The organism is Cellulomonas composti (assembly GCF_007990245.1).
In the GTDB taxonomy this organism is placed as follows: domain Bacteria; phylum Actinomycetota; class Actinomycetes; order Actinomycetales; family Cellulomonadaceae; genus Cellulomonas; species Cellulomonas composti.
This window is the reverse complement of record NZ_BJWG01000014.1, coordinates 1-19,085: the sequence shown is the minus strand read 5'-3', so window position 1 is coordinate 19,085 and position 19,085 is coordinate 1. Positions and strand designations below refer to the sequence as shown.

The window sequence follows — 19,085 nt, the reverse complement described above, 5'->3', positions numbered from 1 at the left end:
CGAGAGGACCGTAGTGGCCCGCGGTGTCCTACGCTCTCCCCGTGCTCATTCTCGGACTGATCCTCTTCGGCATGCTCATCGGCGCGGCCGCCCAGCTCATCCTCGGCCGACGCTCGGGCCGGATCGACTGGACGATGGCGATCGTCGCCGGCCTCGTCGGCTCGTTCGTCGGCGGCCTGCTCGCCAGCCTCATCGCGGGCGACGGCCTGCAGCTGCGTGCGAGCGGCATCATCGGCTCGATCGTCGGCGCGGTCATCGTCACCGCGATCTGGCGCGCGGTGGGCGGCCGCTCCTCCCGCTAGACCGCCACCCACCTACGACGTCGGCACAACCGACGCGAGTGCCGGCAGATCCCACGTCGTGCCCGACCGGATTCCGCGGGTTGCGCCTTCCGCGCGGACACCGATGCTCGACCGGGGTCCGGACGCCGCGCGACGGCATGACGACTCGTCCGAGCGACGCGTCGCACGGCATCCCGCCCCAAGGCGCTGGCGGCCTGGCGGGGGGCAGGGCATCCATCCAAGTCGCCTCGATCGCTGACACCTGACGGTCAACTGTCGTGACACCTTCGGCGCGCCATGTCCAATCATCATCACACTCAATATGTGACAGAACGGCGCAATGAGCATCAGTCGTCTACTGTGAGACGATGGACCTTCGACGATTCGGGCCGGCCTCTCCCGGCGACCTCGTGCCGATCAGCGGCAGCGATCCGATTCGCGGGCCGTGGACCCACTCCGCCTTCGTGTCCCACAGGCTTCCCGACGAGACTCCGGCCCTCCTTCCTCGTACCTACAGAGTCGTTGGCGACGCTCGCGCGGCCCTCGCAGCACTCGACAGCACCGCGCGGCGACTACCCAACCCGAGCCTCCTGCGCCGCTCGACGCTTCAGACGGAGGCCCAGAGCACCTCGGCCCTCGAGGGCACGTACGCGCCGCTCGCCGAGGTGCTGACGGCAGACGAAGAGCAGCCCTCGAGCAGTGACCTTCGCGAGGTCCTGAACTACGTCACGATGGCCGATGCCGCTTTCAGCTGGGTGGATCAAGGACGGCGCCTTACTCCCGGCATGCTGTGCGAACTCCAGTCCATCTTGGTTGCCAGAACCCGCTCGGAAGGCAGGTCGTCCGGGCACCTCCGGGACATCCAGGTCGTGATTGGGCGCCGGGAGGACGCGGCGCCGGACATGCTTCCCGTCAAGGCGGCCCGCTTCGTTCCTGCGCCCCCGGGCTTGGATCTTGAGTCGAGGCTAGGAGACCTGCTCGCCTGGATGGACGCTGAAGGCCAGGACGAGTTCGATCCGGTCGTGTCCGTAGCGCTCGCGCACTATCAGTTCGAGACGCTGCACCCGTTCAACGACGGCAACGGTCGCCTGGGTCGACTCCTGACCGTCCTTCACTTGCTGAAGTCCGGTGTCCTGTCCGAGCCGACGCTCACGGTGTCTCCGTGGTTCGAAGCGCGTCGATCGGAGTACTACGACCGACTTCTCGCCGTCAGCACTGATGGCGACTGGGATGGGTTCGTGAGGTTCTTCGCGACGGGCCTGCACGCGTCCGCGACTCAGACTCACCGGAGGATGCTGGAACTGGTCGACGTGCAGCGGCAGCTCAAGGACCGCGTCCGCGACTCTCGGTTGCGCGCCGAGAGCGCTCAATCCCTGGTGGACTACGCCATCGCCCGTCCTTCATTCACGGCGCGGATGGTAGAGCGCGACCTCCACCTCTCCTACGCACGGGCGAACGGCCTGATCAACCAACTCATCGCACTCGACGTCCTCGCACCCGTCGGCGGCAGTGACTACCGGCGTAGGTTCTTCTCTCCGTCGGTCTGGCGAGTGCTCGTGGGAGCTGACACGAACTGACGACCGCCTGGGCGCGGACCGCTCCGGTACGAGCGCTCTCCTGATGAGAGTGACAGTGAACGACTCGTTGACGAGAGGTTCGACCAGACAGTGCTCATCATCGGCAAGTTCTCGATGAGAGTGACAGCGAACGCCCCGGACACGCGGACCTGAAACCAGAAACTCCCGGCAGGATCTCGTCCTGCCGGGAGCTGTCCGGACTGCCGGGCCTGAGCCCTTCGTGTGCGCGAGGCGGGATTTGAACCCGCACGCCCTTTCGGACACTGGCACCTGAAGCCAGCGCGTCTGCCGTTCCGCCACTCGCGCGCGCCGCAGAAGATTAGCACGGGAGCGAGGGGTCCTCGACAGGCACCCGGTGCACTCGCGAGGATGCCGGGATGAGCGAGCAGACGACCTCGTCGCAGACGGTGCCCGTGCTGGTCACCGGTGGGACGGGGATGCTGGGCCGGGAGGTCGTGGCGGAGCTGGTGCGGCGCGGACGGACGGTGAGAGTGCTGAGCCGGCGGACCGCCGACGAGCAGTCGCCGGGCGTGCGCCGCGTCGTCGGGGACCTGTCGACGGGCGCCGGGCTCGACGAGGCGCTCGACGGTGCGGCGGCCGTGGTGCACTGCGCGAGCGAGCCTCGGCACGGCGAGCGGGACGTCGAGGCGGCGGGACGGTTGCTGATCGCCGCGAGGCGCGCGGGGATCGAGCACCTGGTCTACATCTCGATCGTCGGGGTCGATGCGATCCCCTACTCCTACTACCGCGCCAAGCTCGAGGTCGAGCACCTTGTCGAGGCCGGCGACGTGCCGTGGACGATCCTGCGCACCACGCAGTTCCACCAGTTCGTGCCGTGGTTGCTGCGTCGGTTCACGGTCGGCGGCGTGACGGTGCTGCCCAGTCGCACGAGCGTGCAGCCCGTCGACGTGCGTGAGGTCGCCGCGCGGCTCGTCGACCTCGTCGAGGCGGGACCGAGCGGTCGCGTGCCGGACGTCGGCGGACCACGGGTGGTCTCGTCCGACGAGGCCGCGCGGGTCGTCGCCGCGGCGCAGGGTCGCCGTGCGCGGGTCGTCCACGTCCGTATGCCGGGGAAGGCCTTCGCGGCGTGCCGGGCGGGTCACCTGCTCTGTCCCGCACAGGCGACGGGGGTCGTGACGCTCGCGGAGGCGCTCGCGGCCGACTGACGGGTCAGGGTGCGCGGTGGCCCGTCCAGCGCGCACCGTCCCAGTACTCGCTGCCGGCGCCGGACGGCGACGGGTACCACCCGGGCGGGGGTGCGTTGACCTGCGCGACGACGATGTTGACCGGACCGCCGGCGACGACGGAGTGCGACATGCACGCCATGACCAGCGACGCGACCCAGCCGATGAACGACCATCCGAGCAGCAGGTTGAGCACGAAGATCGCCCACCGGTTCGAGCGGCCGCGCGTCGCCGCGATCGCCCACGGCAGCATGTAGCCGAACGTGAAGAACGCGACCACCCACGCGATGACGACGACGGCAGCGTTCGGCGGGACGCGGTCCGTGCAGACCGGCACCCAGCCGGCCTGGGTGTACTGCGGGCTCGTCGGGTACGACGACTGGACGTACACCTGGGGTGCGCGCGGTGTGTACGCACCCGTGACCATGTCCTGCACCGGGGCCGACGAGGGTGCGCCGGATACGGGCGCCGATGGTGTGCCGTACGCGGGGGTGCCGTACGCGGGGGTCGCGGCGGGCAGCGGGGCGTCGTAGAGCGGGACCGGGACCGTCTTGTGCTCGACGGGGTGGTCGTTGCTCATCAGGGCTCCCGCAGGTCAGTCGCGCGCGGTCAGGACGACGGGGCCGTCCTTCGTGAGCGCGACGGTGTGCTCGAAGTGCGCGGCGATCGAGCCGTCGGCGCTGCGGATCGTCCAGCCGTCGGGGTCGATCACGTAGCCGTTGCCGCCCGCCATGAACCACGGCTCGATCGCGATGACCAGGCCTGCGGGCAGCTTCATGCCGCCGCGGCGGCGACCGTCGTTGGGGACGTGCGGGTCCTCGTGCATCGTGCGGCCGACGCCGTGGCCGCCGAAGTCGGTGTTGAGGCCGTAGCCGCCGCGGTGGGCCACCTCGCCGATCGCGGCGGAGACGTCGCCCATCCGGCCGCCGACGCGCGCCGCCGCGATCCCGGCGATCAGGGCCTGCTCGGTCGCCGCGATGAGCCGCTGCGCCTCCGGCGTCGTCGAGCCCACCTGCACGGTCAGCGCCGAGTCCGCGACCCAGCCCTGCACCTGTGCGGCGAAGTCCACCGAGAGCACGTCACCGTCCTGCAGCGCGTACGACGAGGGCAGCCCGTGCAGCGCGGCGTCGTTGACCGACGTGCACAGCACGCCGGGGTAGGGCATCGCGCCGAACGAGGGGTGGTAGCCGAGGTAGACCGAGTGCGCCCCGGCGTCGTCGATCATGCGGTGCGCGTGGTCGTCGAGCTGCTGGAGCGTCAGGCCGGGCCGGGCGAGGTCGCGCAGCGACGACAGCACGCCGGCGACGAACCTGCCCGCGGGCCGCATCGCGGTGATCTCGGCCGGTGTCTTGAGCGCCACGTCCCCAACCTTGCCACTTCAGACGTGGAAGGGGTGGCGCGGGTCGGGCCGCGGACTGTGCGACCGGGTCGCGCCAGTCGTCGGCGGCCCGCACGGAGAAGCGGTCTCACCTGGACGGAGCAGTCTGGATGCGTCCGGGATATTGCCTGGCGGGCGGTGAGGGGGCGGACGTACGTTCCGGGGACAACCCGAGAGGAGGTGGTCCACGACATGACGTTCTTCTGGACGCGAGAGGTGACTGCTCTCTAGTCACCCCTGGCAGCCCGTGGGCGCCGCGGACCTCGTCCCTCGCGGCAGGCTCCGACCGGAGCCGGCCCACGGGCTGCTCCCTGCGCGCCGAAGATGGGGTGAGACCCCTCTGCTGCTGCACAGGCCGCTGGGTTACTGTGGCAGTGCGATCGGCACCCGCCTTTAGCAGACTTCAGCCCCGCGCCGGTGCGTGGGCCTTCGACCGGGCAGGTGCCACCCATGGCCTCGACCTCCGCATCCTCGTCGGCCGGGACCATCGCGCCTGCCGAGCCCGAGGACACGCTCGAGCTGCCGGCCGGGTTCCGGCGCACCGTGGCGCGCGACGACTCGTTCCCCAATCTGACGCACGCGTACACGCAGGTCGCGGCCGTTGTACGTGAACGTGGGCTGCTGCGCCGGGCGTACGGGTTCTACAGCGGCGTGGGCGCGGCGATCGCCGTCGGGTTCGCCGCGACGCTGGTCGCCTTCGTGCTGATCGGTGAGAGCTGGTGGCAGCTCCTGCTCGCCGCGGTGCTGGGCATCCTGCTCACGCAGACCGCGTTCGTCACGCACGAGGCCGCGCACAAGCAGGTGCTCGCGGGTGGTCCGGCGAACGACCGGCTCGCGAGGATCCTCGCGTGCGGCGTCGTCGGCGTGAGCCTGTCGTGGTGGAACAACAAGCACAACCGGCACCACGCCAACCCCAACCAGATCGGCAAGGACCCGGACGTCGCGTTCGACACGATCTCGTTCCTGTCGGAGGACGCCGCCAAGGCCCGCGGACTGCATGCGATGTTCACGCGCCGGCAGGGCTGGCTGTTCTTCCCGGTCCTGACGCTCGAGGGCCTCAACCTGCACCGCGCCGGCCTGATGCACGTGCTCGGGCGCGGGCCGGTGAAGTCCCGCTGGTCCGAGATCGGTCTGCTCGCGGGCAGGTTCGTCGTCTTCTGGGTGCCGGTGTTCCTGGTGCTCCCGGTCGGGATGGCGTTCGCGTTCCTCGGTGTACAGCTCGCGGTGTTCGGTGTGTACATGGGAGCGTCCTTTGCGCCCAACCACAAGGGCATGCCGATGATCGCGCACGACGCGAAGCTCGACTTCTTCTCCAAGCAGGTGCGCACGTCCCGCAACGTCGCGGGCGGCTGGTGGGCGACCTCGCTCCTGGGCGGCCTGAACTACCAGGTCGAGCACCACCTGTTCCCGAGCATGCCGCGCACGCACCTGGCGCAGGCGCGGCTGCTCGTGCGCGAGCACTGCCGCACGCTCGACGTGCCCTACACCGAGACGAACCTGTTCCGGTCCTACGGGATCGTGGTGCGCTACCTCAACGAGGTCGGGCTCGCCGCGCGCGACCCGTTCGAGTGCCACGTGGTCTCACGGTTCCGCCGGGTCTGACCCCGGGCTGAGCCGGGTTCGACCCGCGCACAACTCGTCGGACGCGCGTCGCGGCGCGTTCACCTGCGGGTCGACCGACCGACACGCATCACCAGCACTCTTCGACTCGTCCCCGTGATCGAGGAGAACCGATGCTGCCCGTACGCCCCCGTCCGCGCCCCCGAACGACCGCCGCCTGCGCGCTCGTCGTCGCCGGAGCCCTGGCCGCCACCGGCCTGACCATCGTCCCCGCCACCGCCGCGACGCCCGCCCCGGGCTGGTCGTCGGCCGGCTGGACCGACCCGAGCCCGGCCGACGCGTTCCACCGGCTGGCGACCTACCCGGTGTACCTGAACCGGCCCGCGACCGCCGCCGAGTCGGACGTCACCGTCGCCGAGATCTCGGCCGTCAGCGAGGACGTGCGCACCTTCGTGCACACCGACGCGCTGGCGCGCCGGATCGGCTTCGTCGACATCACCGACCCCGCGCAGCCCGTCGGCCTGGGCACGCTCGACCTGGCTGCCGACCTGGGCGTGGGCGCCCACGCCGAGCCGACCTCGGTCGCGATCGTCGGCGGGTACGTGCTCGTCGTCGTCGACACCTCCGAGACGTTCACGGCCCCCTCGGGCGCGCTCGTGGTCGTCGACCTCGCGACGCACGAGGTCGTGCGGACGCTGGAGCTCGGTGGGCAGCCGGACTCGATCGCGCTGACGCCCGACACGACGCACGCCGCGATCGCGATCGAGAACCAGCGCGACGAGAACGCGACGCCCGTGGGCGGCAAGAAGGGCGACCTGCCCCAGGCGCCGGGCGGCTTCCTGCAGCTCGTCGACCTGGCCGGCGACGACCCGACGAGCTGGGGGCTGCGCCCGGTGGCGTTCACGCAGGAGGGCGGCGCGGCCCTGCCGTCGTTCGTCGCCGCGGGCCTCGACACCCCGCAGGACCCCGAGCCGGAGTACGTGGCGATCGACCCGACCGGCTCGACGGTCGCGGTGACGCTGCAGGAGAACAACGGCGTCGCGCTCGTCGACATCGCCACGGCAGCCGTGACGAGCGTGTTCAGCGCCGGGACGCAGGCCGTCACCGACATCGACGTCCTCAAGGACGGCAAGATCGACCAGACCGGCTCGATCCCCGCGACGCCGCGCGAGCCCGACGCGATCGGGTGGCTCGACGGGACGCACGTCGCCACCGCGAACGAGGGCGACTGGAAGGGCGGCACACGCGGCTGGTCGATCTTCGACACGACCACGGGCACCGTCGTGTGGGACTCGGGCAACGAGCTCGAGCGGCTCGCGGTGCGCACGGGCCTGCACAACGAGGACCGCGCCGCCAAGAAGGGCGTCGAGATCGAGGGCCTCGCGATCGCCACGATGGACGGCACGCCGTACGCGTTCGTCGGCTCCGAGCGCTCGAACCTCGTCGCGGTCTACGACGTGTCCGACCCCGCGCACCCCGCGTTCCAGCAGGTCCTGGCCACGACGAACGGGCCCGAGGGCATCCTGCCCGTCCCGTCGCGCGACCTGCTGCTCGTCTCGAGCGAGACGGACACGCCCGCGGCGAACGTGCGCTCCGCGGTCTCGATCTACGGCCTCGGCGACGCGTTCGACGAGGCCGCCGGCACGCCGCAGTTCCCGAGCGTGGTCTCGGCCGACGACGTCGCTGGTCGCCCGGTCGGTTGGGGTGCGCTGGGCGCGCTGGCGCCCGACGTGCGCGACGAGGACCGCCTCTGGTCCGTCACCGACGCCGCGTACACGAACACGCGCCTGCTCTCGCTCGACGTGAGCACCACCCCCGCGGTGATCGACCGCGAGGTGCGCATCACCCAGGCCGGCGCCGGCGTGTCGTTCGACGTCGAGGGCCTGGCCGCGCGCCCGCAGGGCGGCTTCTGGCTGGGCGTCGAGGGCGCCACCGGGCCGGGGAACGAGCTGGTCCGGGTGAGCGCCTACGGCGGCGTGCTCGAGCGCGTGGCGCTCCCCGCGGACGTGTCCGCGGGCCTGACCAAGTGGGGCATCGAGGGCGTCACGACGACCAACGACGACGCCGGCGAGCACGTGTTCGTCGCGCTGCAGCGCGGGCTGACCAGCGACCCGGGCGGACTGGCCGGCGCGGCGCGGATCGGCCGCTACGACGTCACCACCCAGGCGTGGACGTGGTTCGCCTACCCGCTCGAGCAGACGACCGTCGCGGGAGACTGGCTGGGCCTGTCCGAGGTCGTCGCGGTCGACGACGACACGCTCGCGGTGATCGAGCGCGACAAGCTCAACGGTGTGAACGCGCAGGTCAAGCGCATCTACACGGTGGACCTGCCGAGCGTCGACCCCGCGCCGGGCACGGTCGCGCCGCTGACCAAGTCCCTCGCGCACGACGTCCTGCCGGACCTGCGCGCCACCGCGGGCTGGACCCAGGAGAAGCTCGAGGGGCTGACGATCGGGCGCAACGGCCAGGTCTACGCCGTCACCGACAACGACGGCCTCGCGGACGCGACCGGCGAGACCGTGCTGCTGCGGCTCGGGTCGACGGCGCACGTGTTCGGACCTGCCGCGACGACGACGAGCCTGACGGTGTCCGGCCAGACGACCTACGGCTCGCAGCAGACGTTGCGCGCGGTCGTCGCGCCGGTCAGCGGCACTGCCGACGTCACAGGGACGGTCACGTCCCTCGACGGCACGACGCCGCTCGCGACCGTCCCCGTGACCGCGGGTGTCGCCACCACCAAGGTCGTGCTGGGTCACGGCACGCACGCGCTGACGGCGTCGTTCGCTCCCGCGGGTGAGGAGCTCGCGGGTTCGGACGGCACGGCGACGGTCACGATCGTCGCGTCGGGTACGACGACGACGCTGACGCTCAGCCGGGGCACCGCGACCTACGGCGCCGCCGTGACGGCCAAGGTCAGCGTCGTCGGCGCGACCGCCGCGCCGGGCGGCACGGTGCAGGTGCGGGACGGCTCGAAGGTCGTCGGCACGGGCACGCTCGTCGTGTCCGGCAGGAAGGGCACCGTCACCGTGGCCCTTCCCCGCACCCTGACGGTCGGCACGCACACGCTGACCGCGCGGTACGCCGGCACCAGCGGCGTGGCCGCCTCGACCTCGTCGTCGGCCCGTCTCGTCGTGAGCAGGGCGACGCCCGAGGTGACGTTGACGACCTCGTCGTGGACCGTGGCCAAGGGCGCCAGGCCCAAGGTGACCGTCACCGTGACCGGTGCCACGGAGGCGCCGACGCCGACGGGTGCGGTCACCGTGTGGCTCGGCACGGCGAAGGTCACGACGACGACGCTCGTCGGCGGCCGTACGACCGTGACCCTGCCGAAGGTGACCACCTCGAGCACCGTCAAGGTCACCTACGCCGGCTCGGCCGGCTACCTCCCGGCGACGGCGAGCCACACGCTCACCGTTCGCTGACCGCACCGCACGACGCGCCGGCTCGAGGGGGCCGGCGTGTCGTCGTGCCGGGCGACCGGCACCGGGTTCACCCGCGCGGTAGGCCGCTGCGCGGGCTCGTCCCGCGGTGCCCGCGGTTAGAGTGGGCCCAGCCGAGACGGGTCGCAAGGAGGGCAGCCGTGCCGCGGGTCACCAGCGCTGACGTCGCCCGAGAGAGCGGTTTCTCGCGCACCACCGTCAGCTACGTGCTGAACGCGACGCCCGGTGTCGTCATCACCGAGACGACGCGCCAGCGCGTGCTCGAGACCGCCGAGCGGCTGGGGTACACGCCGTCGGCCGCCGCCCGCACGCTGCGCTCCGGGCGCAGCGACCTGGTGCTGCTCGTGCTGCCGGACTGGACCGTCGGGCCCGTGATCGACGCGCTCATCGACCACCTGACCGCGGCGCTCGCCGAGCACGGGTTGTCGGTGCTCGTGCACGTCAACCGCAGCGGCCGGCCGCTCGCCGCGCTGTGGCGGGCCGTCACGCCGTGCGTCGTGCTCGGCCTCGGCCCGTTCGCGGAGGCCGACGCGCGCGCCATGAAGCAGGCGGGCATCCCCGTCGCGGGCACCGCGCTCGACGAGGACCCCCATCCCGAGATCTTCGCGGTGCCGCAGGCCAGCATCGGTGCGCTGCAGGTCGCGCACCTCGTCGAGCGCGGGCACCGCGTGCTCGCGTACGCGGCACCGAGCGACGACCGGCTCGCGGCGTTCGCCGACCGCCGCCTGGCCGGGGTCCGGGCGCAGTGCGCGGAGCTCGGGCTGCCCGCGCCGCTCGTCGAGCGGGTGAGCCTGGACGTCGAGTCGGCCTCGGCCGCGGTCGCGGCCTGGCGTTCGGGCGACGACCCGGTGACCGCCGTCGCGGCGTACAACGACGAGGTCGCGCTCGCGGTGCTCGCCGGCGTGCGCGCGCACGGGCTCGCGATCCCCGCGGACGTCGCCGTGATCGGCGTCGACGACATCCCCGCCGCGCGCGTCGCCGCGCCCGCGCTGACCACCGTGTGGCAGGCCATCGACGCGCAGGCCGACTACCTCGCGGCGACCGTGCTCGCCGCCCTGGACGGCTCCTCGGAGCCACCGGCGCGCACCGCCGACGTCTTCCACGTCGTCGCGCGCGCCTCCACGTGAGTGCACCCCGCCGCGAGCGATGCGGCGGGGTGCACTCATGCTCGACGGCCTACTGGAACGTGAACCAGTTCACGTTGACGAAGTCCGCCGGCTGCCCGGACTCGAACGTCACGTAGACGGTGTGCGCCCCCGTCGTGCCCGTGATGTTCGCCGGGACGGTCCGCCAGGTCTGCCAGCCGCCCGTGCTCCCGATCGCGAACGTGCCGATCGGTGCCGAGCTCAGGCTGTCGAGCCGGACCTGGACGAGCCCGCTCACCCCGTCGGCCGCACCCGAGGCCACCCGGGCGACGAACTGCGTGCGCGGTGTGCTGCCGAAGTTCACGTTGTCGAACCGCAGGTAGTCGCCGTGGCCGATCCAGCCGACGTTGCTGCCGCCGTCCACGTCGTCGGTGCCCTGCGTCTGCACGCCGGACATCGCCGAGTACGCCTCGGCCTGGATGCGCGAGGTCGCGTCCGTGCCCGAGGTCGGCGGGGTCGTCGGAGTCGGTGACGGGGTCGGGGTCGGGCTCGTCGTCGGAGTCGGGCTGGGCGTCGGAGTCGGCGACGGGCTCGTCGTCGGGCTCGGTGTGGGGGTTGGCGTGGGGGTTGGCGTGGGGTCAGGGCCCGGGTCGGTCGTCGAACCCGTGCTCGCGACGACCGACCTGGCCGGGACCGCGAGGCTCACGCCGTTCGAGAACCGCACCGTGATCGCCGACGAGCCCATGTTCGCCGCCTGGTACGTCCGCACGCCGTTCTTGACGAACACCGCGTGCAACGGCGTGTTCGCGGTGACGGACCGGTCGACCGTGCCCAGGCCGGACAGGTTCTTCAGCCACGAGAACGTGTGCGCGCGGGACTCGCCCTCCTCGACCGTGTAGGAGCTGGCCTGCGCCCGGAACTGCGCGAGCGCCGTGGGGGCGTCCGCCAGCGCCTGGAACTCCCAGATGATGTCCTTCCACACCGTCGCGGGCCCGCCGTTGTTGCGTTCCAGCTCGGCGAGGTTGCGGGTGATGTACGCCGGGTCGTAGCCCAGGTACAGGTGGCCGCCCGTGCTCGGCAGGAGGTTGATGCCCTGGATCATCTCCGGCTCGGCGCTGAACCACGTGGCGTAGGCGCCGCCGTCGCCCCAGACCATGCCGACCGTGGAGTGGCCGAACGCCGCCGGGAACGCCTCGTCGTCGGTGTCGAACCAGTAGTTCTCGATCGCCGAGGCCTGCGTCGTGTAGAGGTAGATGCCCAGGTCACGGACGGTCTTGTTGTTCGTCGCCTGGCCCCACTGGATGAGCCCGGAGGCGAAGTTCATGCCCTCCGACGACGACTCCTGGTTGTTGCCGGCACCGAAAGCGCCGTGGCCCGAGGCCCAGTCGTGGCCCGCGAAGATGTCGAAGTCGCGCAGGAACGGGAAGCGGGTGTCGGTGCGGTCCCAGTTCGCCGCGTCCTTGATGACGGTGTTCACCATGCCGCCGTACGCGGACGTCGCCGCCCACGACGGGTCGAACTCGGCGACCGTCGCCGCGCCCACCACGTAGTACCCGTAGTGGAAGTGGTGGTCGTTGAGGTCTGTGTCCGAGCCGTAGGAGGCGGGGTAGCCGATCAGCGTGCCCCACGACGGGTTGTAGAAGAACGCGCGCTGGGTCTCACCCGGGCTCGCGGTCATCCAGTCGGTCAGCCGGGTGCGGACCTTCGAGAGCAGCGAGTCGCGCGCCGACGTGTTGCCCGTCGCGTTGGCGATCTGGATCACCTGCGTCGCGCGGCCGATCGCCTTGCCGGTCCAGTAGGTGTCCTCGCCGAAGCCCGCGAACGGGTCGGTCGCGGCGACCTCGTTGACGTACCCGGCGAGCTGGTTCGCGTCCGACGAGCCGGCGGGGAAGCCGGTGTTGGCGAGCTGCGGGAGCACCCCGTTGAACGGCGTGACCGTCTGGAACTGCGTCGCCCCGATCGCGACCTTCATCGGGCCGCGCGGCGAGACGTAGGAGTACGACGAGAGCGTCGTGCCGCTCAGGTGGTCCCGCTGGTGCGGGTACAGGGCGAACACCGTGCCGGAGGCACCGGCCTGCTTCGCCGTCGTCGTGTACGCGTAGGTCGCCGTGAGCCTGGCCGTCGCCTCGTCGTACGCCCACGAGATCTTGGTGCCCGTGACGTGGTTGTGCGCGTACGGCGCGTAGGCATCCAGCGCTGCGCCCCGGGCGGCGTCCGTCGTGCTCGTCGGGAGCACGGCCACCGAGAAGTAGGCGCCGCCGTTCAGCGACGACGAGATCGTCGTGCCCGAGACCGTCCACGTCGAGCCCGTCGGGCCGAACGCGGCGTAGTCGTGGCCGTTGAGCGTGAAGCCGATCGCGCCGTTCGCGTTGCGCCAGACCGTCGGCGCCGCCGTGCCGCGCAGCGTCGCGTTGCCGCCCGTCTTCGTCGCGTACACGAAGGGCAGGCCGTGCCCGAACGTCGTGCGCAGGCTGCTCGAGCCGTTGCTCCACAGCTCGCTGACCGTCCAGTCGGAGTAGCCGTCGACCTTGCCGTCCGACGACAGGCCCGCGATCCCGAGCCGGAAGTCCTCGGCGTACGGGTAGTGGTACTCGCTCACGCCCGTCGCCGTGCCGGAGATCGTGCTCGTCGTCGCGAAGCTCACGCCCAGGCCGTCGGTGAACGCGTGGAACGTCAGCGGGTGCGCGACGAGGTTCTCGGAGATCGACGCGCAGTCGAACTTGCGCCACAGCAGCGACGTCCACCAGTCGTTCGTCGGGATCGCGCCCGCCGGGAAGTTGCCGGTCACGTGTGCGCGGGGGTTGGTCACCGGTGTGCCGTTGCACTCCGTCGGGATCGCGCCGCCCGCCGGCGTGCCCTCCGCGTAGCTGCCCGAGCCGACGTCCACCGCGGCCGCGTCCGGCGCCGGCAGGAACACCGCCTGCACCAGGTAGGCGAGCAGAGCGCCGATCGCGACGATCGCGACGAGCGCGCGGCGGTCGATGGTGCGACGTTCACTCGCCGCTCCGGCTGGTGCCGGCCGGCCGAGCGCGCTGGCGGCGCGCATGCGGGACCTCGTCGTCCCGGGTTCTGCGTGGGCAGACATCGGTGGTGTCTCCGTTCTGGGTGCGCCGTCCGACGCGGGCGGCGGCGGGCGGGCTGTGGTGCCCGGGCACGGGGTCCGTACCGGGTGGGTCGCGGTGGTCCGGCGGAGCGGGTGCTCGACGGACCGACGGGTGCTGAACGGTGGTGCGCTGCGGCCGGCGGCAGCCTCGACGCTGAGGTGCTTTGTCCGTTGACACGTGTCACCGGCTCGTCGGGCAAGCATGGTGCCGGGTGCGGGTGAAGTCAAGAGGAACGCGTCCGCGAGGATGGGCCGGTGATCTCCGCGACGCCGTTCCGCCTCATGACCGTGTGCACCGGGAACATCTGCCGCTCCCCGATGGCCGAGATCGTCCTGCGGGACCGGTTCTCGGCCGCGGGGCTCGGCGACCTCGTCGTCGTCGACTCGTCCGGGGTCTCCGACGAGGAACGCGGCAACCCGGTGGACCGCCGCGCCCGTGCCGTCCTGGCCGCCCACGGCTACCCGACCGGCGACGGCCACCGCGCGCACCGCATCACGCCCGACGAGCTCGCCACGCGCGCCCTCGTCCTCGCCATGACGGCCCAGCACGCCCGGGTGCTGCGCCGGCTGGCAGGTGGCGCTGCGCCGCAGGTCCTGCTCTACCGCAGCTTCGACCCCGCCGCGCCGGCCCTCGCGCCTGGTGCCCGCGAGGACGTCCTCGACATCGCCGACCCCTGGTACGGAGGCCCCGACGACTTCGAGCTCTGCCTCTCGCAGCTCGAGGCAGCCGCCGACGCCATCGTCACCCACACCCGCCCCCACCTCCCCCACCCCTGACCCACCCACCCCCCGACCCACCCACCGCCGACGCACCACCCGCCGCCGACGCACCACCCTCCTGCCCGGGCATCACACCCCCCGCTCCGGCATCACACCCCCCGCGTGGGTGGGGTTGCCGTCGCCTGGCGGCGTGAAGTCCACCCGGCTGGCCGCCACCAGCCCGGCTGCCCCTTCGCCGCGGGTCGGGCACCGGTGTGGGTGGGGTTGCCGTCGTCTGGTGGCGTGAAGTCCACCCGGCTTGGTCGCTGCCGTCCCGGCTGCCCCTTCGCCGCGGGGTCGGGAACCGGTGTGGGTGGGGTTGCCGTCGTCTGGTGGCGGGAACTCCACCCGGCTGGCCGCTGGCCGGCCGGCGCCGGGGCCGGGCGGTCCGCCGCGTGCTGTTCGTGCCTCGTCGTCGGAGGTGTGGACAGGAGATCTGTCTGCGGGGTTCGGGGGAGGATGGGGGGATGAAGGTTGCTGCGCGGGCGCATGTGCCGCCGTTCGCCGTGATGGAGATCATCGCCGCCGCCAACGCGCGCCGGGCCGCCGGGGAGCACGTGCTCAACCTGTGCGCGGGCGAGCCGGCGACCGGCGCGTCGGAGGTCGTGCGACAGCGGGCCATCGAGCTGCTCACCGGCGGCGACCTCGGCTACACCGAGGCGCTCGGGGCGCCGGGGCTGCGTGCGGCGATCGCCGCGCACTACCGCGACTGGTACGGCGTGGACCTCGACCCCGGGCGGATCGCGGTGACGACCGGATCGTCGGGCGGGTTCATGCTGACGTTCCTGGCGGGGTTCGACGTCGGCGACCGGGTGGCGCTCGCGCGGCCCGGGTATCCGGCGTACACGAACATCCTCGCGGCGCTGGGGTGTGAGGTCGTCGAGCTCGCGGCCGGGCCGCAGACCCGGTTCCAGCCGACGGTCGCGATGCTCGAGGCCGCGCACGCGCAGGCGCCGCTGTCCGGGCTGGTCGTCGCGTCCCCGGCCAACCCGACGGGCACGATGATCGACGCTGCCGAGCTCGAGGCGCTCGCGCGCTGGTGCGGCGAGCACGACGTGCGGCTCGTGAGCGACGAGATCTACCACGGCATCACGTACACCGACGCGGAGGTGGCCACGGCCGCGCGCTTCCTCGACACGGGCGCGGTCGTCGTGAACTCGTTCTCGAAGTACTGGGCGATGACCGGCTGGCGGCTGGGCTGGCTGGTGCTGCCGGACGACCTCGTCGCGACGGTCGACGCGCTCGCCGGCAACGTGGCGCTGTGCCCGCCGGCGCTCGCGCAGCATGCGGGTGTCGCCGCGTTCTCGTCGGAGGGGATGGCCGCGGCGCGCGAGAACGTCGAGCGCTACGCCGCCGCCCGCGCGCTGCTGCTCGAGCGCCTGCCCGAGCTGGGCTGGACCCACGTCGCACCCGCCGACGGCGCGTTCTACCTCTACGGCGACGTCTCCGCGTCCGGCCTGGACTCCGTCACCTGGTGCGCGCGGCTCCTCGACGAGGCCGGGGTCGCGCTGACTCCGGGCACGGACTTCGACCCGGTCGACGGGTCGCGGTACGTGCGGTTGTCGTTCGCGTCGTCGGTCGCGGTGGTGGGCGAGGCGGTCGACCGCATCGTGGCCTGGCAGCGGACGCTGTAGCGCCCGCCCGGCGGACCCCGTCGCTGCGACACCCGCCCGGGTCGTACGTTGGGCGGGTGAGGATCGCACCGCTCGTCGAGCCGGGACCGCCGCTGGGGCCCGAGCAGGCCGAGCGCGCGTCGCGTCACCTGCTGCTGCCGGGCGTCGGCCTGACCGGGCAGCGCCGGCTGCGGGCCGCGCGCGTGTGCGTCGTGGGGGCCGGGGGCCTGGGGGCGCCGGTGCTGCAGTACCTCGCGGCGGCCGGGGTCGGGACGATCGGGATCGTCGACGACGACGTGGTGGACGTGTCCAACCTGCAGCGACAGGTCGTGCACGGCTCGTCGGACGTGGGCAGGCCCAAGGTCGACTCCGCGCGTGACGCGGTGCTGGCGCTCGACCCGACGATCGTCGTGCGCACCCACGACCTGCGACTCACCGCGACGAACGCACCCGACGTGCTCGCGGACTATGACCTGGTGGTCGACGGCAGCGACAACTTCCCGACGAGGTACGTCGTCTCCGACGCGGCCGCGGCCGCGGGCCTGCCGGTCGTATGGGGCTCCGTGCTGCGGTTCGACGCGCAGGTCGCGGTGTTCTGGGCGACCGCGCCCGGCGGCGGCCCGACGCTGCGCGACCTGTTCCCGACACCGTCTGCGCCCGACGAGGTGCCGTCGTGCGCCGAGGCCGGCGTGCTCGGCGCGCTGTGTGGGCAGGTCGGCTCGGTGATGGCGACCGAGGTGGTCAAGCTGGTCTGCGGGATCGGCGAGCCGCTGCTCGGGCGCGTGCTGGTGCTGGACGCGTTGCGCGCGCGCTGGTCGCAGGTCCCGCTCGTCGTCCCGAAGCGGTCCGACGAACGACCCGCGGACCCGGCCCCCACGACGGTCGACGCCGACGAGGTGCCGGAGATCCGGCCCGACGAGCTGGCGGCGCGACTCGCGGACCCGGCCGACCCGGTCGTCGTGATCGACGTGCGGGAGCCCGCGGAGATCGCGGTGGCGGCGATGCCCGGCGCGGTGCCCGTGCCGCTCGCGTCGGTGCTCGACGGGTCCGCGCTGCGGGACTGGCCCTACCCGGGCCCGGTCGTCGTGCTGTGCCACGTCGGCGCGCGCTCGCGGCTCGCCGCCCAGGTGCTGCGGAGCGCGGGCATCGACGCGACGAACCTGGCGGGCGGCATCGTGGCGTGGCGGTCGAGCGAGCTCGCGACGCGCTGAGCCGGGCCCCCGCGCGGACGCCGGACGTGCGACGATCCAGCGACGAAAGGGGTGGTTGTGCGAGGTCTCGACGAGCATCGCGCGGCGACGTTGGCGCTGGCCGCGCCGTTGCCGGCCGTGGAGGTCGGGCTGCTGGACGCCCTCGGGCTGGTGCTCGCGGCCGACGTGGTGACCGACGAGGTGCTGCCCCGCTGGGACAACTCCGCGATGGACGGTTACGCCGCGCTCGCCGCGGACGTCGCCCGGGCGGCCCCGGACGCGCCCGTCGCGCTGCGTGTCGTCGGCGACCTTGCCGCGGGGTCGGCCGACGAGCCGACGGTCGTCGCCGGGACCGCGGTGCGGATCATGACCGGCGCCCCCGTGCCCCCGGGTGCCGACGCGGTGCTGCCCGTCGAGCTGACCAGGCCGGCGGACCCGCGCGTGGGTGCGTGGGCGGAGGTCGGCGGGGTCGTCGAGGCCGTGCAGCGGGTCGAGCCGGGGGCCAACGTCCGACGAGCCGGCGAGGACGCCGCGCCGGGCGACCTCGTGCTGACGGCGGGCGCGCTCGTCGGGCCGGCGCACGTGGCCGCGGCGGCGTCGGTGGGCCGCGCGACGCTCGTCGTGCACCGCCGTCCGCGGATCGCTGTCATCTCGACGGGCGACGAGCTCGTCGCGCCCGGCGAGCCGTTGCCGCGCGGCCGGATCCCGGACTCGAACTCGTGGTTGCTCGCGGCGGCCGTGCAGGAGGCGGGCGCGACCGCCCTTCGGCTGGGCCCGACCTCCGACGACCCCGACGAGCTGCGCGCGCTCGTCGCGGCCCTGGACGACGGCCGGCACGGGACCGTCGACGGCATCGTCACGAGCGGCGGGGTCAGCGTCGGGGCGTTCGACGTCGTGAAGGCCGCGCTGACCGGCGTCGAGTTCGTGAGCGTCGCGGTGCAGCCGGGCAAGCCGCAGGGGCTCGGCCGACTCCCGGGCGGCACGCCGATCTGGACGCTGCCGGGCAACCCCGTCAGCTCGTTCGCGTCGTTCGAGGCGTTCGTCCGGCCGGCGATCCGGCGCATGCTCGGCCTGGTCGACGTCGAACGACCGCGGTTCGCGGCGGTCGCCGCCGACGGCTGGCGGACGCCGCCGGGCCGCGCCCAGCTCATGCCCGTCCGCCTCACGGAGCCCGACGAGCCCGGCGCGGTCCGTCGCGGCGACGACGGGCGCGTGCGGGTGTGGCGCGCGACGTCCGGCGGCTCCGGTTCGCACCTCGTCGCCCGGCTCGCCGTCGCGCAGGGCCTTGCGGTCGTGCCCGCCGACGTTCCCGAGGTCCGACCCGGCGACACCCTGGAGGTCTTCCTGACATGAGCGACCTGACGCATCTCGACGAGCGCGGGCACGCGCGCATGGTCGACGTCACGGCCAAGCAGCCCACCGTCCGCTCGGCGACGGCCACCGGCCGCGTCGCGTGCGGCCCCGCGGTGATGACGGTGCTGCGCGACGGCACCGCACCCAAGGGCGACGTCCTCGCCGTGGCCCGCATCGCCGGGATCGCCGCCGCCAAGCGCACGCCCGACCTGCTCCCGCTGGCGCACGTCATCGGCGTGCACGGCGTGGTCGTGGACCTCGTGCTCGACGACGACGGCGTGCGCATCACCGCGACCGTCCGCACCGCCGACCGCACGGGGGTCGAGATGGAGGCGCTGACCGCCGTGAGCGTCGCCGCGCTCGCCGTCGTCGACATGGTCAAGGGCCTCGACAAGTCGGTCCACATCGCCGACGTGCGCCTGGAGTCGAAGACCGGCGGCAAGTCCGGCGACTGGCACCGCCCCACCTAGCCGCGACCCCGCGACTCACGCACCCACCCGCCGCACCCACCGCTGAGTGCAGAGATGACTGCAGCGATGAATGCAGGTCAGCGGAGGTCGAG

At 72.8% G+C, this 19,085-nt stretch carries 14 protein-coding genes and 1 tRNA gene; 11 read left to right on the top strand and 4 right to left on the bottom strand.

Annotation, left to right across the window (positions count from 1 at the left end; all coding sequences use genetic code 11):
- The first annotated feature begins 41 nt into the window (after window positions 1-41).
- Window positions 42-302 (top strand): GlsB/YeaQ/YmgE family stress response membrane protein, encoded by a 261-nt coding sequence (locus tag CCO02nite_RS13640; RefSeq protein ID WP_146843732.1) that lies wholly within the window; start codon window positions 42-44, stop codon window positions 300-302.
- Window positions 303-649: 347 nt separating this feature from the next.
- A complete protein-coding gene (locus CCO02nite_RS13635) occupies window positions 650-1,858 on the top strand; it encodes a Fic family protein (RefSeq protein WP_146843731.1) in 1,209 nt (402 codons plus the stop codon).
- Between the two features lie 223 nt (window positions 1,859-2,081).
- On the opposite strand, the gene CCO02nite_RS13630 is transcribed toward CCO02nite_RS13635, so the two are convergent.
- Window positions 2,082-2,164: transfer RNA gene (locus tag CCO02nite_RS13630), tRNA-Leu, on the bottom strand.
- A gap of 71 nt (window positions 2,165-2,235) precedes the next feature.
- Between CCO02nite_RS13630 and CCO02nite_RS13625 the strand changes: the two genes are divergently transcribed.
- Complete coding sequence (locus CCO02nite_RS13625) at window positions 2,236-3,024, top strand: SDR family oxidoreductase (protein ID WP_146843730.1); 789 nt, start codon at window positions 2,236-2,238, stop codon at window positions 3,022-3,024.
- Window positions 3,025-3,028: 4 nt separating this feature from the next.
- On the opposite strand, the gene CCO02nite_RS15780 is transcribed toward CCO02nite_RS13625, so the two are convergent.
- Both CCO02nite_RS15780 and map read right to left on the bottom strand, forming a co-directional pair.
- Window positions 3,029-3,622 carry a superinfection immunity protein gene (locus tag CCO02nite_RS15780; RefSeq protein WP_246117554.1) on the bottom strand — a complete coding sequence of 198 codons (594 nt, stop codon included), beginning with the start codon at window positions 3,620-3,622 and terminating at the stop codon, window positions 3,029-3,031.
- Window positions 3,623-3,637: 15 nt separating this feature from the next.
- Window positions 3,638-4,402: a type I methionyl aminopeptidase gene (gene map / locus CCO02nite_RS13615; protein ID WP_146843729.1), complete on the bottom strand. Its 765-nt coding sequence runs from the start codon at window positions 4,400-4,402 to the stop codon at window positions 3,638-3,640.
- A 468-nt stretch (window positions 4,403-4,870) separates the two neighbouring features.
- On the opposite strand from map, the gene CCO02nite_RS13610 reads away from it, so the two are divergent.
- From CCO02nite_RS13610 to CCO02nite_RS13600, 3 genes are all read left to right on the top strand, one after another.
- Window positions 4,871-6,022, top strand: coding sequence for a fatty acid desaturase family protein (locus tag CCO02nite_RS13610; RefSeq protein WP_146843728.1), 1,152 nt, complete (start codon window positions 4,871-4,873; stop codon window positions 6,020-6,022).
- A gap of 131 nt (window positions 6,023-6,153) precedes the next feature.
- Window positions 6,154-9,402 carry an esterase-like activity of phytase family protein gene (locus CCO02nite_RS13605; RefSeq protein WP_146843727.1) on the top strand — a complete coding sequence of 1,083 codons (3,249 nt, stop codon included), beginning with the start codon at window positions 6,154-6,156 and terminating at the stop codon, window positions 9,400-9,402.
- Between the two features lie 158 nt (window positions 9,403-9,560).
- On the top strand, window positions 9,561-10,547 hold the full coding sequence (locus CCO02nite_RS13600; protein ID WP_146843726.1) for a LacI family DNA-binding transcriptional regulator: 987 nt from the start codon (window positions 9,561-9,563) through the stop codon (window positions 10,545-10,547).
- A gap of 49 nt (window positions 10,548-10,596) precedes the next feature.
- Here CCO02nite_RS13600 and CCO02nite_RS13595 read toward each other — a convergent pair whose 3' ends face one another.
- Entirely contained in the window at window positions 10,597-13,551 is a 2,955-nt protein-coding gene (locus tag CCO02nite_RS13595; RefSeq protein WP_146843725.1) for a glycosyl hydrolase, read from the bottom strand.
- A 339-nt stretch (window positions 13,552-13,890) separates the two neighbouring features.
- Here CCO02nite_RS13595 and CCO02nite_RS13590 point away from each other — a divergent pair, with 339 nt between their 5' ends.
- The 5 genes from CCO02nite_RS13590 to moaC all read left to right on the top strand — a co-directional run bounded on the left by CCO02nite_RS13590 (window position 13,891) and on the right by moaC (window position 18,993).
- Window positions 13,891-14,385 carry a low molecular weight protein-tyrosine-phosphatase gene (locus tag CCO02nite_RS13590; protein WP_146843783.1) on the top strand — a complete coding sequence of 165 codons (495 nt, stop codon included), beginning with the start codon at window positions 13,891-13,893 and terminating at the stop codon, window positions 14,383-14,385.
- 449 nt (window positions 14,386-14,834) lie between these two features.
- Window positions 14,835-16,001, top strand: a complete 1,167-nt coding sequence (locus tag CCO02nite_RS13585) for a pyridoxal phosphate-dependent aminotransferase (protein WP_146843724.1) — start codon at window positions 14,835-14,837, stop codon at window positions 15,999-16,001.
- Between the two features lie 56 nt (window positions 16,002-16,057).
- Entirely contained in the window at window positions 16,058-17,191 is a 1,134-nt protein-coding gene (locus CCO02nite_RS13580) for a ThiF family adenylyltransferase (RefSeq protein WP_146843723.1), read from the top strand.
- 57 nt (window positions 17,192-17,248) lie between these two features.
- Window positions 17,249-18,523 (top strand): molybdopterin molybdotransferase MoeA, encoded by a 1,275-nt coding sequence (locus CCO02nite_RS13575; RefSeq protein WP_146843722.1) that lies wholly within the window; start codon window positions 17,249-17,251, stop codon window positions 18,521-18,523.
- Window positions 18,520-18,993, top strand: a complete 474-nt coding sequence (gene moaC / locus CCO02nite_RS13570; RefSeq protein WP_146843721.1) for a cyclic pyranopterin monophosphate synthase MoaC — start codon at window positions 18,520-18,522, stop codon at window positions 18,991-18,993. The genes CCO02nite_RS13575 and moaC overlap by 4 nt, the downstream gene beginning before the upstream one ends.
- Window positions 18,994-19,085: the final 92 nt, after the last annotated feature.

Coding starts and splice junctions, on each gene's coding strand:
- CCO02nite_RS13635 (WP_146843731.1), top strand. CDS start 650: ATGGACCTTCGACGATTCGGGCCGGCCTCTCCCGGCGACCTCGTGCCG.
- CCO02nite_RS13625 (WP_146843730.1), top strand. CDS start 2,236: ATGAGCGAGCAGACGACCTCGTCGCAGACGGTGCCCGTGCTGGTCACC.
- CCO02nite_RS15780 (WP_246117554.1), bottom strand. CDS start 3,622: ATGAGCAACGACCACCCCGTCGAGCACAAGACGGTCCCGGTCCCGCTC.
- CCO02nite_RS13610 (WP_146843728.1), top strand. CDS start 4,871: ATGGCCTCGACCTCCGCATCCTCGTCGGCCGGGACCATCGCGCCTGCC.
- CCO02nite_RS13605 (WP_146843727.1), top strand. CDS start 6,154: ATGCTGCCCGTACGCCCCCGTCCGCGCCCCCGAACGACCGCCGCCTGC.
- CCO02nite_RS13595 (WP_146843725.1), bottom strand. CDS start 13,551: ATGCGCGCCGCCAGCGCGCTCGGCCGGCCGGCACCAGCCGGAGCGGCG.
- CCO02nite_RS13590 (WP_146843783.1), top strand. CDS start 13,891: ATGACCGTGTGCACCGGGAACATCTGCCGCTCCCCGATGGCCGAGATC.
- CCO02nite_RS13585 (WP_146843724.1), top strand. CDS start 14,835: ATGAAGGTTGCTGCGCGGGCGCATGTGCCGCCGTTCGCCGTGATGGAG.
- moaC (WP_146843721.1), top strand. CDS start 18,520: ATGAGCGACCTGACGCATCTCGACGAGCGCGGGCACGCGCGCATGGTC.